This is a genomic window from Alcanivorax sp. MD8A, assembly GCF_002888555.1.
In the GTDB taxonomy this organism is placed as follows: domain Bacteria; phylum Pseudomonadota; class Gammaproteobacteria; order Pseudomonadales; family Alcanivoracaceae; genus Alcanivorax.
In genome coordinates this window covers 1-19,460 of sequence record NZ_AQOQ01000039.1, presented here as the reverse complement: position 1 = coordinate 19,460, position 19,460 = coordinate 1, and the positions used below count along the sequence as shown (strand labels likewise).

Below are 19,460 nucleotides of genomic sequence, written 5' to 3'. Positions count from 1 at the left end.
GGAAGCCGCTTTGGGAGCCTGTTGCCGCGTAAAGGCATAAAAAAACGCCGGCATGAGCCGGCGTTTCAGAATCCTTGCAGTAACGGATCGGGTATCAGGCAACCTGTACCGGGATCGCGTTGCTGGTGCCCTTAACTGCGTTGCCTTCATCCATGTAAATAAGGCTGGGCTTGAAGTTGACCAGTTCGGCGCTGGAGTAGCTGGCATAGGCGCAGATGATCACACGGTCGCCGGGCTGGGCCTTGTGGGCGGCAGCACCATTTACCGAAATGATCTTGGAACCGGCTTCGCCACGGATCGCGTAAGTTTCAAAACGCTCGCCGTTGTCGATGTTATAAATCTGGATCTGTTCGTACTCCAGGATACCAGCCATGTCCATCAGATCACCATCGATGGCGCAGGAGCCTTCGTACTCGAGTTCCGCGTGGGTGACACGAGCCTGATGGAGTTTTGCTTTCAGCATGGTGCACTGCATGTTGGTTACCTCTCACACTACCTGAAGCCTGCGGTATACGTTGTTTCTACCAAGCAGGCGCTTCAAGGGGCCCGAAGTATGCACGAATCACTGGTTGTCTACAACGGCCAGTGAGACATTGTCTATCAATCGCGTTTGCCCCAGTTTGGCGGCTACGGCAATCACCAGATCGGTGTCGTTTTCGGCCGCGGGAGCGAGGCTTCGGGCGCTGGAAATGGTCAGGTAATCCACCGCAAATCCGGCCTCGTTCAAGGCATCTGAAAAGCGCGCCTCCAGGCTCCGGTAGTCGCGCTCGCCGCCCTCGATGGCCTGCTGGATCTGTTGCAGGTTGGCGTAGAGCTGAGGGGCAAGTTTGCGCTCACTTTCGCTGAGAAAGCCGTTGCGCGAGCTGCGCGCCAGGCCGTCTTCTTCGCGGCTGGTCGGCGCCCCCACAATTTTGACCGGAAACAGCAGCTCTTCGGTCATGCGGCGCAGGATGGCCAGCTGCTGAAAATCCTTTTCCCCGAAGACGGCGACATCCGGCTGAACGATATTGAACAGCCGGGACACGACTGTCGTTACGCCGCGAAAATGCCCTTCACGACTGGCGCCACACAGGTAGTCACCCAGGCCGTCTACGTCTACCCAGGTCTGGTTCTGGCCCAGCGGATACATTTCGTCGACGGAGGGGGCAAACAGCAAATCGGCTCCGGCATCGACCAGTGCGGCTGCATCGGCATCCAGCGTGCGCGGGTAGCGGTCGAAGTCTTCGTTAGGGCCGAACTGGGTCGGATTGACGAAGATCGAGACCACGACCACATCGCAGCGGGCCCGTGCTTCGCGCACCAGGCTGATGTGGCCATCATGGAGGTTGCCCATGGTGGGCACGAAGCCGACGGTGTGTCCCTTGCGGTGCCAGCCACGAACGTACTCACGAACCTGAGCGACAGAGTGAACAGTTTGCATCAGAAGCCCTCAGCAGTATGTTGGCGACAGCCGCCATGCCATTTGACGTGATGGGGATGGTGCGCCGGGCCCGGGATGTCGGACCCGGTCATGATTAGAAACAGTGCTCGTCGGCCGGGAAGCTGACGTCCTTGACGGCCTTGTCATAGGCGGCAAAGGCGCCACGGATATCGCCAGCCTCGGCCATGAAGTTTTTCACAAAGCGGGCGGGTTTGCCGGGGCTGATGCCGAGCATATCGTGCATGACCAATACCTGGCCGTCGCATTCAGGCGCGGCGCCAATACCAATCACCGGTATGGCCACTTCCGCAGTGATGCGCGCGCTCAGCTCACGGGGGACGCATTCCAGCAGCAGCATGGCGGCGCCGGCTTGCTCCAGGGTGCGCGCCGCCTCCAGCATGTCCAGCGCGCTGGCGTCGTCCTTGCCCTGTACCCGGTAACCGCCCAGAGCATTCACTGCCTGCGGTGTCAGGCCCATGTGGGCGCAAACAGGGATGCCATTGCGGTTGAGAATGTCAATGCTGTCGGCCAGCCAGGCGCTGCCTTCCAGCTTGACCATGTTGGCGCCCGCCTGCATCAGGGCGGTGGAGGCTTCAAGGGCCCGTTCTACGGTGGCGGCGCCCATAAAGGGAACATCGGCAATAATCAGGCTGCCGCGATTGCCTCTGGCAACGCACTCGGTGTGGTAGGCCATTTGTTCCAGTGTCACCGGCACGGTGCTGGTTTGCCCCTGGATCACATTGCCCAGGGAGTCGCCCACCAGAATGGCGTCTACACCGGCTTCGGAAACCAGCTGGGCGAAACAGGCGTCGTAAGCGGTGAGAACGGAGAATTTTTCACCGTCCTGCTTGCGTTTCTGCAGGGTACGAATGGTCACGGACATGGGAAACCTCCCAGGGAAATTCAGGGGCGAGCTGCAAGCTTCAAGCTGCAAGCTACAACACGGTCTAGTCTGTCAGGTTTTGGGGCGCAGGGGCCCGCGTACAGACTTGATCGCGGCTTCCTGGGCTTAAGAGCAAACAGAAGCCTGTCGCGTTGTAGCTTGCAGCTTGTGGCGTGTAGCCCGTTTTCAGTCGACCAGCGGCCGGGGGTTAAAATAGTGGCGCCCGGAACGGATGTCCAGCAGCTCGCTGACCAGTTGCTGATAATCCCGGTCGTGACTGACCAGATCAATCTCGGCGGCGTTGACAATCAGCAGTGGCGCGCGGTCATAGAAGTGGAAAAACTCGGTGTAGGCATTGCTCAGGCGGTCCAGATAGTCCCCCTGGATCCGCTGCTCGAAGTCATTGCCACGGCGGGTGATGCGTTGGCGTAGCACCGGGGATGGTGCCTGCAGGTAGATCACCAGATCCGGTTGCGGGGCATCGACGGTGAGATGGTCATCCACGTTCCGGTATAACTCGAACTCGTCCTCGTCCAGGGTGACCTGGGCAAACAGGCGGTTTTTGTCGATCAGGAAATCCGCGATGCGGGGTCCGGCAAACAGGTCCTGCTGCTGGATCTGGCGTAGCTGGTCGGCGCGCTGAAACAGGAAGAACAGTTCCGTCTGCAAGGCGTAGCGGGCCGGATCCTGATAAAAGCGGGTCAGGAAGGGGTTTTCTTCCGCCTGCTCGAGAAGAAGGTCATAACCGAAGGTCATGGCAAGCCGTTTGGCCAGACTGGTCTTGCCCGCGCCAATGGGGCCTTCCACGGCGATAAAGCGTGGCAGGCTGCCCACACGGCGGCGCTGTTCGATCCGTTCGTTCAGGGTTGTCTCATTCAATGAGTGCATCTCTGTCCAGTTCTGACATCGGGGTCACGGCCTGCTCGGCCACCTCTTCCAGAAAACTACTCAGTGCGGTGCCGTCCGGCAAGAGGGCGCCGGGGGCAATCTCCAGTAGTGGCTGCAGTACAAAGGCCCGACAAGTCATCTGTGGGTGGGGAACGTGCAGGTCAGGGGCGTCGATGTGCTGGCTGTCCAATAACAGGATATCCAGATCCAGCGTGCGCTCGCCCCAGTGCCGAAGCCGTTGGCGGCCTGCGGCGAGCTCCAGGGCCTGGAGGGTGTGAAGTAGCTGGTGGGGCGTGCCGTTGACCTGTAACCGGGCGACGGCATTAACGTAATCAGGTTGGTCCTGAGGACCAATCGGGGCGCTGCGATAGAGCCGGGAGTGGCTGAGCAGATCGATGCCGGGCAGCCGCTGCAGAGCATGCAGGGCGCTGATCAGCCGCTGTGCCGGCTGATCCAGATTGCTGCCAAGTCCGATAAATGCCTGCATGAAACCTGCCTGAAAGGGATTTTAACCTTCTGCCTTGGGCTTGCGAGGACGGCGACGTCGACGACGCTTGCCAGTGCCTCCCTGATTGCCCAGCTGGGTGATCATGTCGCGACGGCCGGTTTCGTCTTCTTCCTGGTAACGGGTCCACCAGTCGCCCAGACCCGGGTTTATCTCCCCTGCCTGCTCACGTAGCAGCAGGAAATCGTAGGCGGCCCGGAAGCGGGGATGCTCCATCAGGGCGTCGGCCCGGCGGCCTGCGCGTTTGTCCAGGCGGAATTGCAGCTCCCACATTTCCCGCATTACGGTGGAGAAACGGCGCGGGATGGCGGTGTGCTGAATCTGCTGATTGAGCGCACGGGTAGCGGCCTTGTGCAGGGCTTGTGCCGGCGGCAGACCGCTGGACAGGTAGCCTCCCAGGCGCTGCTGGATGACGGGCCACAGCAATACGGCATAGATAAAGGCCGGAGTGACGGGCTTGTCCGCTTCCAGGCGGCGATCGGTATTGTCCATGGCCGCGAGCAGCATGGTTTCCCAGATCTGGCCTTGCTCCCCTTCGAGGGCCTGTTGGGTTTCCGGGAACAGGAAGCGGAACAGGTTGAGCTGTTGCAGCTGCTCATAGGAGGCGCGGGCATGGCCGCTGAGGAATAGCTTGAGCACTTCATCAAACAGCCGGGCAGCCGGAACCTGCAGCAACAGCTCGGCGAGCTCGGGAATCGGATCGGCCGTGGCCGGATCGATATGGAAGTCCAACTTGGCGGCAAAGCGTGCGGCGCGCAGCATACGGACCGGGTCCTCCCGGTAACGGGTCTGGGCATCGCCGATCAGGTGAATCACCTGATCGTTGATATCCTGCATGCTGCCGGTGAAGTCGTGCAGGCTGAAATCAGCAATGTTGTAGTACAGGGCGTTGATGGTGAAATCCCTGCGTAGGGCATCTTCCTCAATGCTGCCCCAGGTATTGTCACGCAGTACCAGCCCGGTTTCTTCATGGGCGTGATGCTGTTGTTTGTCCGGGTTGTCGTCAGTGTTCATGGCCCGGAAGGTAGAAACCTCAATGACCTCTCGGCCAAAACGGACATGCACAATCTGAAAGCGGCGGCCAATGATCCGGCTGCGCTTGAACAGGCGATTGACCTGTTCTGGTGTGGCATCGGTAGCCACGTCGAAATCCTTGGGCTCGCGGCCGCTAAGGATGTCACGCAGGCAGCCGCCGACCAGAAATGCCTCGAAACCGGCCTTGTGCAGGCCGTACAGCACGTTGAGTGCGGCGCGTGAGAGCTGCTGCCGGGAGATAGGATGCTGGTCGCGGGGAATGATCTGCACAGAAGGCATAAATTCTTCTTGCGGCGAGGAACTTCCCCGTCGTCGTTGCGTCACAATGAACAGAGCGATCAGGGCAACAGCGAGGATCGCGATGACAGTCGCCACAACGGGCGTGCTGGTTAGCTGAGAGAGCATTAGGTGGCGTGTGACTCGTTAAAAGCTGTGAAGCGGCGATGGTAGCACTTTTTATCGCCAAGTGAGACGTTCCTGGCGTATACTCGGGAATGGCCCTGCGCCACAAAGTAAAAAGGAGCCACAACCGAAGTTGTGACTCCCATATTTTGCGCTGATTCTGTTGTTATTATTGTTTGTGTTGTTTTCTGCCTTGTCGCTGCAATCATCAGTTGCAGCAGCACTGCATTGGCTCGTGAAATTATTCTTCTTCTTTCTTGTTGTTATTGTTGAGCCGTTTACGCCGTTGTTTTTGTTGTTTGCTGGCGTGGGATTCATAGTGCCCGTACCCCCCTGGCAATGCAACAAACCAAAAATCATAATAAAAACAATGACTTGCAATTCTTTCTCAGAAACCCCCTTAAAAACCCCCTCACCAAGGTAACGAAGTTGTTACTTTCCTGAGTAGTGCGGTAACACTTGCTACTCAAATGAGGTAACAGGTCACGTTTTCGCCGTTTCAGCGCAGGCCAGCAAGAAAAATTCTGTTTGGCAGTAGAGACCGGCGGTGTGGAATCTCCGGTCAATGGCGTACTGCCAGGTGGACGGTCCCAGAGGATGGCTTAACGGCGGCTGCCGGCCTTTTTTCTAGGAATTCCAAGGCGTTGGCGGCGTTCCCACAGGCTTTTTCGGCTAATGCCGAGTTTCTGGGCTAGCTCGGTTTCCGTCATGCTGTCCTGGTTTTCCATGACAAAGCGGGTGAAATAATCCTCCAGTGACAGGTCTTCACTGGGGTCCAGACTGGCGCGGCTGACCCGTTGCGGGGTGCGGTTGGGGTTCAGGCCCAGTTGCGCCGGCCCGATACCGTCCTCTTCGCAGAGGATGATGGCCCGCTCGATGACATTCTCCAGCTCGCGCACATTCCCCGGCCAGCTATAACTGTGCATGGCCTGGCGTGCGGCGTCGGTAAAGACGAGGTCGTGGCGGTTCAGTTTCTCGCATCCACGTGAGAGCAGTGCATCGGCAAGCGTATCGATATCGTCCTGGCGTTCGCGCAGCGGGGGCAGGGTAAGCTCCATGACGTTCAGGCGGTAATAGAGATCCTGGCGGAAATGGCCATCGGCCACCCGGCTTGGCAGGTCCAGCTGGCTGCTGACCAGGATACGCACATCGACCTTGCGTGGGGCGAGAGAGCCCTGACGATGAATTTCGTGATGAGTTAGCAGGGTTAGGAGGCGGCTTTGTGCATCGCTGGTGAGTTCGCCGATTTCATCCAGAAAAAGGGTGCCCCCATCTGCCTCTTCGATGCGCCCGGCGGTGTCTTCATCGCCGAACAGCTCGGTGAGTTGCAGGGTCTTGGGCAGGGCGGCACATTGCACTGACACCAAGGGGCCGTTGGCGCGCTCGCTCTGCTCATGCAGCGCTCGAGCGGTCAGCTCCTTGCCGGTGCCGGCTTCCCCCATGATCAGCACAGGTGTGTTGGTGGGACCGACACGGCTGATGCGGTGTTTCAGCTCTTCCATGGCCTCACTGCTGCCGACCATGTTGTTGACCGGGTAGCTGCGCTCCAGATCCCGGCGCAGGGCACGGTTGCCGCGGTTGAGTCGGCCTTCTTTTAATACCCTGTCCACGGCAATCAGCATTTCGTCGTGATCAAAGGGCTTGGGAATGTAGTCCACCGCTCCCTGGCGCATGGCATCCACAGCAGATCGCAGACTGGCATAGCTGGTCATGATCAGTACCGGGGTGCTGCCTGCGATCTCGATCAGGGTTGTGCCCGGTTCGCCCGGCAGGCGCAGGTCGCTGATAATGAGGTCAAACTGATTCAGATTATTGTCGCGCGCTTGCTCGACGGAGTCGGCTTCAGTGACGGAATGGTCGTGGCGTTCGAGCAGTTTACGCAATGCACCGCGAATCACTGGCTCGTCTTCAACAATAAGAATGTGACTCATGTTCTCGCTGTATCCTGTACTGACCTGGCGTCAGGAAAACTGTTGCAGCTCAACCCTACAGGGAAGCGGCGTGAATCGGTAGCCGGATAATGAAGCGGGTACCACCGGCATCACAGATCGGGCTTTCCACACTGATGCTGCCAAAGTGCTCTTCGATAATACTGTAAACCAGCGCCAACCCAAGCCCGGTGCCTCGCCCTGGTGCTTTACTGGTGGCGAAGGGTTCGAAAAGCGTGTCGTGCATCCCCTCAGGGATGCCGTGCCCCTGATCTTCCACGCGCACTTCCAGATAGGCTTCGGTCTCTTCGCAATAAATGCGAATGGCCTGTTCCGCTGTACAGGCATCGGCGGCATTGCCGAGCAAGTTGATGAATACCTGGAGCAGGCGTTGAGGGTCGCCGTGGGCCCAGCCGTCGTTGGCACAGTGATTTTCGAATTGCTGCAGGCGATGGTCCGGATCGAGAAGCAATAAGGAAATCGCTTCATCCACGGTGTCGCGAACATTGACCGGGACATGATGGGCGCTTTGCTTGATGCCGCCGGAATGACTGAAGGTCACCAGCGATTCCACAATACGGGTAATGCGCCGGGTCTGTTCGAGAATTTGCTGGCTGGTTTCCAGTTGCTCTTCGGCATCGCTTTCGCTGTCCAGGTTTTGCGCCAGGCAGGCAATAGCGGTGACCGGGTTGCCAATTTCATGGGCAACCCCGGCGGCCAGACGACCGATGGAAGCCAGCCGTTCATTGTGGGCAAGGTGTGCTTCCATGTGGCGCAGTTCGGTGATGTCCTCAATGACCAGTACCTGGCCACCGGCTTGTTCGGCGGTGCCGATGCCCATCACTGACGACTTGTGCAGGCTTAGCCAGCGGGTCTGGCCCTGCACTTCCAGAGACAATTGTGGCTGGTGTGGGTTGTCGTCACGACTGAAACGGGTAAAGAACTCGCCCCAAGGGTCGACCAGATCCGAAAGCCGGGACCCGATGGTATCGGCGGCGCTGATGTTGGTGAGCGCTTCCATCGCCTGGTTCCAGCCAATGATCTCATCATCGGCCCCCAGCGAGATCACCCCCATGGGCAGTTCCAGCAGGGTTTGCCGGTGGAAGCGGCGCAGGCCGTCGAGTTCGGCGGCCAGCCCGGACAACCGGTCGCGATATTGTTCCAGACGGGATTCGATGAACTGGATGTCCTCGCTGGAGCTTTGTTCTTCTTCGGGCAGGTAGGGGAGATGATCATCCATTAACTGATGCGAAACAGAGGGGCCGAGCAGGCCTGACAGATTGGTCTCCAGCTGGTCGCGAAGCCGGCGCAGGGCGTACGGGCGTGTTTCGGTGCGGGGAAGGCGCAGGTCGCGCAAGGCCATTTCCACTTCGCGGGTGGCGGTTATTGGTCCCAGCGGTTGGCTCAGGGCATCAATGAAATCATCGACACTTTTCGCTTCCAGCTCCCAGCGATAGGGGCGGCGCAGGCTGTCCACGGCGCAGGCTTCCGCTGCGTTTTTTTCCGCCCGGGACATGGGAGTGACGATAGAGACAATGGCGAATACCAGGGCATTGGCCGAGACCGAGGCTATGGCCACGTGGTGCCACTGGTCCGGCCCGGTGTGAAAACGCATTCCCAGCAATTCCATCAGCTGGGGGAGTTGCCAGCTCGGGTAGGTGATCGGCAGCAGTAGCAATAGCAGCCAGCAGAGAAAGCCGACGGTGAGACCGGCAAACAGGCCGTTGCGGTTGCCGCTGGGCCAGAACAACGCACCAATCAGTCCGGGGACGAACTGCAGGGTTGCCACGAATGACAATACGCCCAGCTCCACCAGGGTATGGCCGGCACCCGTAAAGCGGTAGAACAGATAGGCCAGTGCCAGAATCGCGGCGATCAGAATGCGCCGTGTCCATAGCAGGTTGCGATACAGGTTCTGACCCTGATGCAGCGGGCTGGCCGGCAACACCAGATGATTGAGGCACATGCCTGACAGCGCCAGCGTGGCTACGATCAGCATGCCGCTGGCGCCAGCCAGGCCGGCCAGGTAGCCCAGCACAGCCCCGTGCCCGCCGGTCACCAGGCCAATGCCCAGCGCATAGTAATCGGGCGAAGTGGGGGCGTTGCTGGCGGCGGCAGCCCACAGAATCACGGGAACACACAGGGCCATGACCAGAAACATCAGTGGCAGCGCCCAGCTGGCAGTAATCAGTGCCCGTGGATTCAGGTTCTCAGTGAAGGCCATGTAGAACATATGTGGCAGTACCACGGCGGAAACAAAAAACGCCATGATCATGGAATGCCAGGTGCCATCCTGTAGTGGGTAATACAGTCGCGACAGCATCTCAGGGTGATCGTCCAGCCACTGACCCAAACTTTCCGGGCCGTCGAAAACACCGTACAAACCGAGCAGTGCCACCGCGCCGAAGGCCACCAGCTTGATCAGCGATTCTGTGGCAATGGCTACCACCAGCCCTTCGTGTTTTTCCCGGGCGGTGGCGTGGCGGGCGCCAAACAGGATGGCGAAGATCACCATCATCATGCAGAAGCCCGCGGCCAGTGAGCGAGGATCATCAGTGCCACTGAGGATCTGGATTGATTCCGCCACTGCCTTGAGCTGCAAGGCAAGCAGCGGCAGCACACCAATCAGCATGATGATGGTGGTCATGGCCCCGGCCATGCGGCTGCGGTAACGGAAGGCGAACAGGTCAGCGAGGGAGCTGAGCTGGTAAGTGGCCGTCAGGCGCAGGATCGGGGCCAGCAGGATGGGGGCCAACAGGAATACGCCGGAGATACCCAGAAAGTAGGACAGGAAGTTGTAGCCGTACTGGTAGGCGTAGCCTACCGAGCCATACACCGCCCAGGCGCTGGCATAGACCCCGAGGGAAAACACATACACGGCGGGGTGGCGCACCCAGTGTGCCGGCAGCCAGCCGCGCTCGGTGATCCAGGCAACAAAGAAAAGAAACAGCAGGTAGCCACCGGCGATGGCAATCAGCTCACTGACACTATAGACCATCGACATCTTTGCTCTTTGCAATCCAGTAGCTCAGGGCAATCAACCCCAGCCAGATCAGATAAGGGCGATACCACGCTCGCCCCCCTTCGCTCCACCAATCAATAATGGCAGGGGACAACAGGTAGGTTCCCAGAATAAAAATGATAAGCAGGCGATCTGTATACATGTTGTTAGGTCCCTCTGGCCGAAGAGGATACGTCAGGTTAGGGAGGCGTGTAAAAGCGGGGGAGTTCAGTTGACAGTGGACAGTTGAAAGTTGAAACGCGCGAGATGGGGTTGTTGCGTAGGGTGGAAATGGGCGTCAGCCCATCTCCACCGAATGATGCTGAAATCCAGGGTCAGGGTGGCCGAGATGGGCTGACGCCCATTTCTGCCCTACGAGAGTGACGAGGGTAAAGGTTGCTGGCGGCCGGGGGGCCAGTGGTGTTCGGGGTAATGGAGTTTGCCCCATTCCAGCAGGGTGGCAGGTGGTGCGCCCTGGAGATCTTTCGGCGGTTGCAGACCCATGCAGTGCAGGGCCGCTGAGAGGAGTTGGCTGGCATGGGCGGGGGCGAGCGCTTCGCTGCCGCCGGACTTGGATAGCTTGGTATCGCGGCCGTCAGTGACCACGGGCAAATGGGCGTAAAGCGGAGCGGGGCGCCCCAGGCATTCCAGTAGCCAGCGCTGGCGCAGGGTGGAATCGATCAGGTCGGCGCCGCGTAGCACATGGGTAATGACGTCGTTGGCATCATCCAGGGCGCAGGCCAGTTGGTAGCCGAACAGACCGTCACGGCGACGGATCACAAAGGCGCCGCCGTCCTGATGGAGGTTGTTGCAGACCCGCCCCTGTATGCCATCGTCGAAGCAAAGCTCACTGTCCGGCACGGCGAGGCGAACCGAGGCATCGTCACTGGTGGGGGCTGCAGCACTGATGCCCGGGTGGTTGTGATTCAGGGCCGCCAGCTGCTTGCGGGTGAGAGTGCAGTAAAAGGCGTGATGGTCTGCCAGAAGTTGCTCCACCACTTCCTGATAGGCCCCGTGGTGCTGACTTTGATAACGCACCGAGCCATCCCACAGCAGCCCGAACTGTTCCAGCTGCAGCAGAATGGCATCGGCCGCCCCGGGCACTTCCCGGGGGGGATCCAGATCATCTATCCGCACCAGCCAGTCCCCGCCATTGGCTCGTGCGTCCAGCCAACTGGCCAGCGCCGCCACCAACGACCCGAAATGCAACGGGCCGGAGGGCGTGGGGGCGAAACGTCCGCGATAGCTCATAGGGCAGTGAACAGTGAATAGTGAATAGTTAATAGCGGCGCGCCAGATGAATGCAGAGACGTAAAACGCAGGAAGCCGCGCACAGAGTATGGGCGCGGCCTCCTGTGTAGCAAAGAGCGAAAGCCCGCTATCGCGAGCTGTTCACTATTCACTGTTAACTCTTCACTGCTTCTAACCTGCCAGCTGCTTTTCCTTGATCTCCGCCAGTTCCTTGCAGTCGATGCACATCTCGGCGGTGGGGCGGGCTTCGAGGCGGCGGATGCCGATTTCGATGCCACAGGCTTCACAGTAGCCGTAGTCGTCCTTGTCGACCAGGTCCAGGGTCTTTTCGATCTTCTTGAGCAGCTTGCGCTCGCGGTCACGGGTACGCAGTTCCAGGGCAAATTCTTCTTCCTGGGTAGCGCGGTCTGCAGGGTCAGGCAGATTGGCTTGTTCATCCTGCAGGTGGTGCATGGTGCGATCGGCTTCTTCCATCAGCTCCTGGCGCCAGGCCAGTAGAATCTGACGGAAGTGTTCACGCTGTTTCTCGTTCATGTATTCCTCATCCTTGGCTGGCTGATAAGGTTTGAAACCGTGCAGCAGGGCCTGGGATGAAGTGGAGGAGGTCTTTTTCACTGTCTTTTTTACCTGAGCAGAAGAGGTGGATCGGCTCGGCGACATTCCTTTGCCGGCAAGCGCAGTCCTTGCGGTACCGGAGTTCGATGGTCGTTGCGCGGCAGGAGTTCCCGCCGGTTTTGCCTTGCCGGAGGCAGGCAGTTTTGTTCTTGGTGCAGCAGGTGCTGCTTTCTTGGCCGCAGCCTTGGGGGCTGCTGGCCGGGTAGCCTTTGCCGGTTTGGCAGAGGTCGCCCTGGTTGTCTGTTTTGCAGCGGGTGTCTTGCTCTTGCCCGCGACGGATTGGCTTGCAGCCTTGGCCGGCGCTTTTTTGGCGGGGCTTTTGCTGGTGGCCTTGGGCTTGGACACAGCGGCTTTCTTCACGGTGGCCTTTTTGGCAGCCGGCTTGCTGGTAACGGCTTTTTTGGCGGTGGGCTTTGCTGCGGTTTTCTTGGCTGGGGCTTTTTTCACCGGCGCTTTTTTTACTGCCGCTTTCTTGGCGGCGGGCTTTTTGACCGCAGCTTTCTTCGGCGCGGGCTTCTTGGCAACAGCCTTTTTCGCAGCCGCTTTTTTCGCTGGCGTTTTCTTGGCGGCGGGTTTGCTGTTGGCTGTCTTGCTGGCAGATTTGCTGGCGGGTTTGGTAGAGGCTTTACGGGTGCTGGCAGCAGTTCCGGTGGCTTTTTTGGTCGCCGCCTTTTTCGGGGCTTTCTTTTTGCCGGTGGCCATCTTCAGTAACTCCCTTAGCATGGTCTTTGACTCTCTATCCTGTGCCCGCACTTCCCTCATGGGCATAATGTAATCTTCGACCTTACCCCTTATAGGCAAGTCTTGTCACCAATTACAGGGCCTGCCTCCAGCAGGTAGCCTGATTGATGAAAATCTGGCCGATTATAGCCATGCCGGCCCGTCTTGGAAGAGGAAACTTGTGATGACGCTATCCCGCTATGCCAGTCAGATCCCGCCTTTTCATGTAATGGCGCTGTTGGAAAGGGCCCAGCAGTTGGAAGCTGAGGGACACGATATCCTGCATCTTGAGGTAGGAGAGCCTGATTTTGGGACACCATCACCGGTAATCGAGGCGATCCAGCATGCCATGGAGCAAGGGCGAACAGGCTACACGCCCGCGGCGGGACTACCGGCGTTGCGTCAGGCCATCTCCGATGATTACCGGGAACGTTTTGGCGCCGAGGTGCCAGCTTCGCGCATTGTGGTGACCCCCGGGGCATCGGGTGCCTTGCAGTTGGCTCTGGCAGCGTTGATCAATCCTGGTGAGGGGGTGCTGTTATGTGACCCGGGTTACCCCTGTAATCGCCAGTTCGTGAATCTGGTCGGCGGGGATCCGCAACCATTATTGCTGGATGCGACCTCCCATTTTGACCTTTCGGCAGCGGCGTTGGAGGCTGCCTGGCAGCCCTCGACTCGCGTGGCCATGGTCGCCAGCCCGGATAATCCCACGGGCAATATGCTCAGCCCTGACACCCTGGCCGAGCTGGTCTCGGTGGTGCGCAGGCACCACGGCACCTTGTTGGTGGACGAGATCTACCAGGGGCTGTGTTATACCCAACCGGCTTCCACTGTTCTGAGCCAGACTGACGATGTGGTGGTCATTAACAGCTTCAGCAAATATTTCTGCATGACGGGCTGGCGACTTGGCTGGCTGGTTGCCCCCGAACCCCTGGTGCCGGCCATCGAGCGGCTGGCGCAAAATCTGTTTCTGGCGCCATCGACACCAGCGCAGTACGGCGCGCTCGCCGCGCTGGAAGAAGCCTCGATGACGATTCTGGAGCAGCGCCACCAGTTGTTGGCTCGCCGCCGCCAGTGTTTGCTCAATGGTTTGGCGCACCTGAAATTACCGGTGGTGTCTCGGGCTGACGGCGCCTTCTATGTGTATGTGGATGTGAGTCGCTATACCCATGATAGCCACGCCTTCTGTGCCGATCTGCTTGAGCGCGCCGGGGTGGCCATCACGCCGGGCGTGGACTTTGGCGAGGGGCATGACCACAAGCGCTATGTGCGGCTCGCCTATACCTGCACAGAATCACGACTGACCGAGGCGTTGCATCGTCTGGAACACTATCTGGAGTCCCTGTGAAATTTTCCCCGCAGCTGGAGCGCGTCACCTTGTTGCGTCGCTACAAACGGTTCATGGCCGACGTGGTTCGTGACGATGGCAGCGAAATCACGGTGCACTGTCCCAATACCGGGTCCATGAAAAACTGTGTGCTGGGTGAGCCGCAGCAGGCGTTGATTTCCGATAGCGGCAACCCCAAACGCAAGTACCGCCACACCCTGGAGGCATTGCAGGTGGCCCATGGTCACTGGGCGGGGGTGAACACCAGCCGCACCAACGCGCTGGTGGAAGAGGCGGTTCGCAGCGGACGGGTGGCGGAGCTGGATCCGTGCAGCGGAGTGGAGAGGGAGGTCAAATACACGGACAGCCGTTTTGATCTGGCACTGGGTGAACGGGCGGACCCGCATACCTTTATCGAGGTGAAGAATGTGACGCTCGGGCCGGGGCCGGAGGATGCGGATGATGGTGTCATTGCCTTTCCTGACTCGGTCACCGAGCGCGGCCAGAAGCATCTGCGTACCCTGATGGAGGTAGTGGCGTCGGGTCGCCGAGCGGTGCTGTTTTTCTGTGTGCAGCACAGTGGCGCCACGGCGGCGCGACCGGCGGATGAAATCGATCAGCGTTATGGTGAGCTGCTGCGTGAGGCGGTAGCGGCGGGGGTAGAGGTGCTGGCCTGGCGGGTCGCCCTGTCGCAAACCGAGTTTGTTCTGGAGGCGCCGGTACCGGTGCTGTTGACGCGGGGGACGTAACCGCCGCGTGCGTCTATCTGTCTACGCTTGCCGGTCCAGTTCCCGCAGTTGCTGCTGTAACAGGGTGACCTGGTTGCCCCAATAATGCATTGATTCAAACCACGGGAAGGCCGGCGGGAAGGCGGGGTCGTCCCAGCGTTTGGCCAGCCAGGCGTCATAGCCGATCATGCGACGGATGCGCAGCGGTTCAATCAGCCCTTTTTGTTCCCAGGGGAAGGGCAGGAAGGTGTCGTAGCCTTGGGCAAGTACCCGTAACTGATGTTGCTGCTCGTCCTCTTCCCCGGACAACAGCATCCAGATGTCCTGCATGGCCGGGGCGCGCAGGCTGTCGTCCAGATCCACAAAATGTGGACTGTCGTCGCGCCACAGGATGTTGCCGGTGTGGCAATCGCCGTGAACATTCAGCAAGGGAAAAGCGGTGCCTGCCAGGCGTTTCTCAATGCGTTCCAGCAATTGCCCCACCGTATCCCGGTACTGGCCGCGGTAGTTGAGATCCACCACGTCATCGATCAGGAAGGTGCTGGTGGTGCGGATATCCTCGACCACATCCAGTGTGGGGCGATGCTGGTAGGGACGGTCGCTGCCGCAGGCATGCCAGCGTGCGAGGGTGCGCCCCAGTTGCTCCAGATGGCTATCGTTGGCCAGTTCCGGTGCATGGCCGCCGGCGCGCCGAAACACCGCAAAGGCGAAGTGATCACAGTGAAACAGGCTGGTGCCGTTCTTCGCGATGGGGGCGACCACCGGCAGGTCTCGCTCCGCGAGGAACAGGCTGAAGGCATGCTCCTCAAGGATCTGTTCGTCGCTCCAGCGTTGTGGGCGATAGAACTTCACAATCACCGGGGCACCGTCTTCCTGGCCGACCTGATAAACCCGGTTTTCGAAACTGTTCAACTGCAATAGCCGGCCGTCACTGAGAAAGCCGGCGGCGTCTACGGCATCAAGCATGTAGTCCGGGGTCAGCAGATCGAAAGGGTGCCCTGTGATGTCGCTCATGCGGGTTGCGGAACCTCTCCCAGCCAGATTTCGTTACCACGCACTTCCACCGGTACCGGGACCAGCTTGTCGCCCATGCAAGGGCCCGACAGACAATGGCCGGATTCCACCTCGAACAGGGCGCCGTGATTGGCGCACATGATGAACTGGCGATCGCTGTCCATGAATTCGTCGGGCATGAAGTTCAGTTCAATCCCCAAGTGCGGGCACCAGTTGATATAGGCGTGGACCTGCCCGTCAAATTTGGCCACCACCACGGGCTGGCCATCTTTCTGAAATTCCCGGGCGCTCTCGTGTTCGATGTCGTCCAGGTTGCAAACGTGTTCCATGGTGCTTCCAGCGTGGCTTGGTAGGGTGGAAATGGGCGCGAGCCCATCTCCACCTTATTGAACAGGGTGGCGGAGATCGGCTGACGCTGATTTCCACCCTACGATTATTCGCCGAGAACCGCCTTGCGGATTTCCGGGTGCGCTTCGGCGGGCAGGCGCGGGCCGAACTCGCTGACCAGTCGTGCCGAGGCGGCAGAGGCCAGTTTGCCTGCTGTGGCGAAGTCGTGGCCGTGGGTGATGGCATAGAGGAAGGCGCCAGCAAACATGTCGCCCGCCCCGTTGCTGTCCACGGCCTTTACCGCGACTGGGTCGATGGTGTGGGTGGTTGTGCCATCCCATACCAGAGCCCCCTTGGCGCCCAGCGTAATTACCGCTGAGCGGCACACCGATTTCAGTGACGCCAGAGCGGCGTCCACGTTGTCGGTATCGGTGTAGCTGGTGGCTTCGGCTTCATTGCAGAACAGCAGGTCCACGCCATCACCGAGCATTTCGGTCAGGCCATCTTTGAAGAACTGCACCATGGCCGGGTCGGAGAAGGTCAGCGAGGTTTTTACCCCGTGTTTCTCCGCCAACTGGCGCAGCTTGACGGTGGCCGCCCGTGAGCTGTCACCGCTGACCAGATACCCTTCCAGATAGACATATTGGCTGTCGGCGATGGCGGCTTCGTCCAGCTCGGATTCGGAAACCTGGCTGGAGATCCCCAGAAACGTATTCATGGTGCGCTCGGCGTCCGGGGTTAGCATCACCAGGCACTTGCCGGAGATGCCGTTTTCCCGGTGGCTGTTCATGTTGGTGTCCACGCCGGCTGCGGTCAGGTCGTTGACGAAAATGTCGCCGGTGGCATCGTCGGCAACCTTGCAGGCGTAGTAGCCGCTGCCGCCAAAGTAGCGGGTGGCAATCACGGTGTTACAGGCAGAGCCGCCACTGGTCTGTTTGCGTGGTTCGGCTTCGTCTTTCAGGGCGGTGAGCAGTTCTGTCTGACGGGCTTCATCCACCAGGGTCATCAGGCCCTTGCCGACCTCCATGCGTTCCAGAAAGGCGTCGCTGACCTCGATTTCGGTATCCACCAGGGCATTGCCGAGGGCATAAACGTCATATTTTTTGGTCATGGAGGCTCCGTTCTGGATTATGCAGGGGGAGCTATTATGGGCTGCCGGGCGCGGCTTGCAAAATTATACGGTCGGACGTCGGAGGTCGGACGCTGCAAAATCAAAGGTTCATCGCAGTTTTGAGTGTATGGCTAAGAGCAAGGCCTTGCCGTAGGAGCGTCGCTCGCGGCGCGATTCCAGACCAGGATCAAAAACATGTTCACCACAGAGGTCACGGAGACCGCTGAGGAAACCCATTCTTTTAACGCAGTGATCTCTGCAAGGGCTTCACTCAGGATGGCGTAAAACGCTGGAATCGCGCCGCGAGCGACGCTCCTACGGGAAGGCCTCGGTTGCAGCAGCTTCCCTCAAATCCGCGAAGAACCCAATTAACGCCAGCCCGCCTTCCGTCCCCGGCCTTTGCTGTCGGCTTTTGACTTTGGCGTCTGACGTCCGACCCTTCTCTTTTTTGCCCGCGGAACATAATCGTCACCTTGTACTCATAAAGTACCCACACTTTTCTCTATACTGCGTCCCCATGGCGAAGAAAACGAACAAGACCCCGGCGCGATCGCGGGGGCAGGCACAACGCAAGAAATCTCCATCTCGCAAGAAATCTGCGGCCCCGCGGCGCCGTTGGTTCAGCTGGGCTTTTGTGGCCAAGCTCAGCTTGGTACTGCTGGTGATCGGCGCTGCCGGGCTGGCGTACCTGGATGCGATGGTCCGTGAGCGTTTCGATTCCCACGTCTGGCAGTTGCCGGCTCGGGTCTATGCGCGCCCTGTGGAGCTGTATGAAGGGCGGGTATTGTCCCGGGAGGACATGCTCAAGCTGCTGGACCTGATGCGCTATCGTCGTGATGCGGTAGCCTCGACGCCGGGCAGTTTTGCCGTTCAGGGCAGCAGTTTGCTGATTCATACCCGTGGATTTAAGGATAGTGACGGCGGGGAAACGCCCAAGCGTATCCGAATCAGTCTGTCGGGCGGCCAGATTCGCAATCTGGACGCAGGTGGTGACGGTCTGGCGCGACTGGAGCCGCTTCAGATCGGCAGCATCCATCCGCAGCATGCGGAGGACAGGGTGCTGGTGCCGCTGGAAAAGGTGCCCCCGTTGCTGGTGGATATGCTGGTGGCCACCGAAGATCAGAGTTTCTACGAGCATCATGGTATTTCCCTGCGCGGGCTGGCACGAGCCATGGTAGCCAACGTCAAGGCGGGGGGGCTGGTGCAGGGGGGCAGTACGCTTACCCAGCAGCTGGTCAAGAATTTCTGGCTGACTTCCGAACGAACCCTGTCGCGCAAACTGTTGGAAATGCCCATGGCCATCCTGCTGGAGCTGCACTACAGCAAGCAGGAAATTCTCGAGGCCTATCTCAATGAGGTCTATCTCGGCCAGGACGGCGCGCGCGCCATTCATGGCATGGGGCTGGGGGCACAGTTCCTGTTCGGGCGACCCCTCGAAGAGTTGGAGCCGCATCAGTTGGCCACCCTGGTGGCGCTGCTGAAAGGGCCCAGCTGGTATGACCCCCGGCGCCGTCCGGAGCGGGCGATGGAGCGCCGCAATACCGTGTTGCGCGTGGCCATGGAAGAAGGCGCTTTGTCCAAAGCCGATTTCGACAAATACAGCGCCCGCCCGCTGGAAGTGGTCCCACGCGGGGCGTCGGCTCTCTATGCCTTCCCGGCGTTTATTGATCTGGTGCGCCGTCAGCTGGCCCGCGACTACCCGCCGGAAGTGCTGAGTGACGAGGGGCTCAATATTCATTCCACCCTGGATGTGCTGGCCCAGCTGGCGTCTGAAGGGGCGCTACAGGAGCACCTCAACAATCGCGACCCGGGTGAGAAGCAGAAACTGAACGGCGCCGTGGTGGTCGTGGCGCCGGCCCAGGGGGATGTGCTGGCACTGGTTAGCAATCGTAATTCCCGGGAAGCGGGTTTCAACCGTGCCCTGGATGCTCAGCGACCCATGGGGTCGTTGGCCAAGCCGGCAGTGGTGTTGGCAGCGGTACGGGAGCCGAAGCAGTGGTCTCTGGCCTCACTGGTCGAAGATGGTCCGATTCAGGTGAAACTGCCAAACGGTGATGTCTGGGCACCCCAGAACTTCGACAAGCAGGCCCATGGGGCCATGCCCATGGTGGATGTGCTGGCCCAGTCCCGTAACCAGGCCACCGCTCGCCTTGGGCTGGATGTGGGGCTCGACAAGGTGGCCAAGACCATGGAAACCCTGGGTGTGACCCGCAAGGTTCCGCAGTACCCCAGTATCCTGCTGGGCAGCCTGGCGCTGACCCCGTTTGAAGTGGCGATGATGTACCAGCCGCTGGCCACTGGCGGG

At 59.7% G+C, this 19,460-nt stretch carries 18 protein-coding genes; 4 read left to right on the top strand and 14 right to left on the bottom strand.

The features are described from left to right. Window positions 1–94: 94 nt before the first annotated feature. From panD to dksA, 11 genes are all read right to left on the bottom strand, one after another. Entirely contained in the window at window positions 95–475 is a 381-nt protein-coding gene (gene panD / locus A15D_RS15100) for an aspartate 1-decarboxylase (RefSeq protein WP_022986169.1), read from the bottom strand. An 87-nt stretch (window positions 476–562) separates the two neighbouring features. Further along, window positions 563–1,420 (bottom strand): pantoate--beta-alanine ligase, encoded by an 858-nt coding sequence (panC, locus tag A15D_RS15095; protein ID WP_102792602.1) that lies wholly within the window; start codon window positions 1,418–1,420, stop codon window positions 563–565. 94 nt (window positions 1,421–1,514) lie between these two features. Then, window positions 1,515–2,303: a 3-methyl-2-oxobutanoate hydroxymethyltransferase gene (gene panB, locus A15D_RS15090; RefSeq protein ID WP_102792601.1), complete on the bottom strand. Its 789-nt coding sequence runs from the start codon at window positions 2,301–2,303 to the stop codon at window positions 1,515–1,517. A gap of 186 nt (window positions 2,304–2,489) precedes the next feature. After that, window positions 2,490–3,191, bottom strand: coding sequence for a deoxynucleoside kinase (locus A15D_RS15085; RefSeq protein ID WP_199175952.1), 702 nt, complete (start codon window positions 3,189–3,191; stop codon window positions 2,490–2,492). Then, window positions 3,175–3,678, bottom strand: a complete 504-nt coding sequence (gene folK / locus A15D_RS15080) for a 2-amino-4-hydroxy-6-hydroxymethyldihydropteridine diphosphokinase (RefSeq protein WP_022986165.1) — start codon at window positions 3,676–3,678, stop codon at window positions 3,175–3,177. Before folK ends, A15D_RS15085 begins: the two co-directional genes overlap by 17 nt. Before the next feature lie 21 nt (window positions 3,679–3,699). After that, the gene (pcnB, locus tag A15D_RS15075) at window positions 3,700–5,010 is read right to left on the bottom strand and encodes a polynucleotide adenylyltransferase PcnB (protein ID WP_102792600.1); all 1,311 of its coding nucleotides are present in this window, start codon (window positions 5,008–5,010) and stop codon (window positions 3,700–3,702) included. A gap of 725 nt (window positions 5,011–5,735) precedes the next feature. Then, window positions 5,736–7,064 (bottom strand): sigma-54 dependent transcriptional regulator, encoded by a 1,329-nt coding sequence (locus tag A15D_RS15070; RefSeq protein ID WP_102792599.1) that lies wholly within the window; start codon window positions 7,062–7,064, stop codon window positions 5,736–5,738. A 55-nt stretch (window positions 7,065–7,119) separates the two neighbouring features. Continuing rightward, entirely contained in the window at window positions 7,120–10,059 is a 2,940-nt protein-coding gene (locus tag A15D_RS15065) for a sensor histidine kinase (protein WP_102792598.1), read from the bottom strand. Further along, window positions 10,049–10,225 (bottom strand): hypothetical protein, encoded by a 177-nt coding sequence (locus A15D_RS17320; RefSeq protein WP_007149317.1) that lies wholly within the window; start codon window positions 10,223–10,225, stop codon window positions 10,049–10,051. The genes A15D_RS15065 and A15D_RS17320 overlap by 11 nt, the downstream gene beginning before the upstream one ends. A 209-nt stretch (window positions 10,226–10,434) precedes the next feature. Next, the gene (gene gluQRS / locus A15D_RS15060) at window positions 10,435–11,313 is read right to left on the bottom strand and encodes a tRNA glutamyl-Q(34) synthetase GluQRS (protein WP_102792597.1); all 879 of its coding nucleotides are present in this window, start codon (window positions 11,311–11,313) and stop codon (window positions 10,435–10,437) included. Window positions 11,314–11,484: 171 nt separating this feature from the next. Continuing rightward, the gene (dksA, locus tag A15D_RS15055; RefSeq protein WP_255407684.1) at window positions 11,485–11,847 is read right to left on the bottom strand and encodes an RNA polymerase-binding protein DksA; all 363 of its coding nucleotides are present in this window, start codon (window positions 11,845–11,847) and stop codon (window positions 11,485–11,487) included. 106 nt (window positions 11,848–11,953) lie between these two features. On the opposite strand from dksA, the gene A15D_RS15050 reads away from it, so the two are divergent. From A15D_RS15050 to sfsA, 3 genes are all read left to right on the top strand, one after another. After that, on the top strand, window positions 11,954–12,703 hold the full coding sequence (locus A15D_RS15050) for a hypothetical protein (protein ID WP_199175948.1): 750 nt from the start codon (window positions 11,954–11,956) through the stop codon (window positions 12,701–12,703). Between the two features lie 129 nt (window positions 12,704–12,832). Next, window positions 12,833–13,996: an aminotransferase class I/II-fold pyridoxal phosphate-dependent enzyme gene (locus tag A15D_RS15045; protein WP_102792595.1), complete on the top strand. Its 1,164-nt coding sequence runs from the start codon at window positions 12,833–12,835 to the stop codon at window positions 13,994–13,996. Beyond that, window positions 13,993–14,724, top strand: coding sequence for a DNA/RNA nuclease SfsA (gene sfsA / locus A15D_RS15040; RefSeq protein WP_102792594.1), 732 nt, complete (start codon window positions 13,993–13,995; stop codon window positions 14,722–14,724). The genes A15D_RS15045 and sfsA overlap by 4 nt, the downstream gene beginning before the upstream one ends. 21 nt (window positions 14,725–14,745) lie before the next feature. Here sfsA and A15D_RS15035 read toward each other — a convergent pair whose 3' ends face one another. The 3 genes from A15D_RS15035 to A15D_RS15025 all read right to left on the bottom strand — a co-directional run bounded on the left by A15D_RS15035 (window position 14,746) and on the right by A15D_RS15025 (window position 17,155). Next, the gene (locus A15D_RS15035; protein WP_102792593.1) at window positions 14,746–15,717 is read right to left on the bottom strand and encodes a serine/threonine protein kinase; all 972 of its coding nucleotides are present in this window, start codon (window positions 15,715–15,717) and stop codon (window positions 14,746–14,748) included. After that, entirely contained in the window at window positions 15,714–16,046 is a 333-nt protein-coding gene (locus A15D_RS15030; protein ID WP_022986155.1) for a Rieske (2Fe-2S) protein, read from the bottom strand. The genes A15D_RS15035 and A15D_RS15030 overlap by 4 nt, the downstream gene beginning before the upstream one ends. Before the next feature lie 104 nt (window positions 16,047–16,150). Beyond that, on the bottom strand, window positions 16,151–17,155 hold the full coding sequence (locus A15D_RS15025; RefSeq protein ID WP_102792592.1) for an adenosine kinase: 1,005 nt from the start codon (window positions 17,153–17,155) through the stop codon (window positions 16,151–16,153). 517 nt (window positions 17,156–17,672) lie between these two features. Between A15D_RS15025 and A15D_RS15020 the strand changes: the two genes are divergently transcribed. Continuing rightward, on the top strand, window positions 17,673–19,460 hold a 1,788-nt coding region (locus A15D_RS15020), incomplete at its 3' end, for a transglycosylase domain-containing protein (protein WP_102792591.1).

Excerpts from the sequence above, each read along its gene's own strand:
- panD (WP_022986169.1), bottom strand. The coding sequence starts at position 475 with ATGCAGTGCACCATGCTGAAAGCAAAACTCCATCAGGCTCGTGTCACC.
- panC (WP_102792602.1), bottom strand. The coding sequence starts at position 1,420 with ATGCAAACTGTTCACTCTGTCGCTCAGGTTCGTGAGTACGTTCGTGGC.
- panB (WP_102792601.1), bottom strand. The coding sequence starts at position 2,303 with ATGTCCGTGACCATTCGTACCCTGCAGAAACGCAAGCAGGACGGTGAA.
- A15D_RS15085 (WP_199175952.1), bottom strand. The coding sequence starts at position 3,191 with ATGCACTCATTGAATGAGACAACCCTGAACGAACGGATCGAACAGCGC.
- folK (WP_022986165.1), bottom strand. The coding sequence starts at position 3,678 with ATGCAGGCATTTATCGGACTTGGCAGCAATCTGGATCAGCCGGCACAG.
- pcnB (WP_102792600.1), bottom strand. The coding sequence starts at position 5,010 with ATGCCTTCTGTGCAGATCATTCCCCGCGACCAGCATCCTATCTCCCGG.
- A15D_RS15070 (WP_102792599.1), bottom strand. The coding sequence starts at position 7,064 with ATGAGTCACATTCTTATTGTTGAAGACGAGCCAGTGATTCGCGGTGCA.
- A15D_RS15065 (WP_102792598.1), bottom strand. The coding sequence starts at position 10,059 with ATGGTCTATAGTGTCAGTGAGCTGATTGCCATCGCCGGTGGCTACCTG.
- A15D_RS17320 (WP_007149317.1), bottom strand. The coding sequence starts at position 10,225 with ATGTATACAGATCGCCTGCTTATCATTTTTATTCTGGGAACCTACCTG.
- gluQRS (WP_102792597.1), bottom strand. The coding sequence starts at position 11,313 with ATGAGCTATCGCGGACGTTTCGCCCCCACGCCCTCCGGCCCGTTGCAT.
- dksA (WP_255407684.1), bottom strand. The coding sequence starts at position 11,847 with ATGAACGAGAAACAGCGTGAACACTTCCGTCAGATTCTACTGGCCTGG.
- A15D_RS15045 (WP_102792595.1), top strand. The coding sequence starts at position 12,833 with ATGACGCTATCCCGCTATGCCAGTCAGATCCCGCCTTTTCATGTAATG.
- A15D_RS15035 (WP_102792593.1), bottom strand. The coding sequence starts at position 15,717 with ATGAGCGACATCACAGGGCACCCTTTCGATCTGCTGACCCCGGACTAC.
- A15D_RS15030 (WP_022986155.1), bottom strand. The coding sequence starts at position 16,046 with ATGGAACACGTTTGCAACCTGGACGACATCGAACACGAGAGCGCCCGG.
- A15D_RS15025 (WP_102792592.1), bottom strand. The coding sequence starts at position 17,155 with ATGACCAAAAAATATGACGTTTATGCCCTCGGCAATGCCCTGGTGGAT.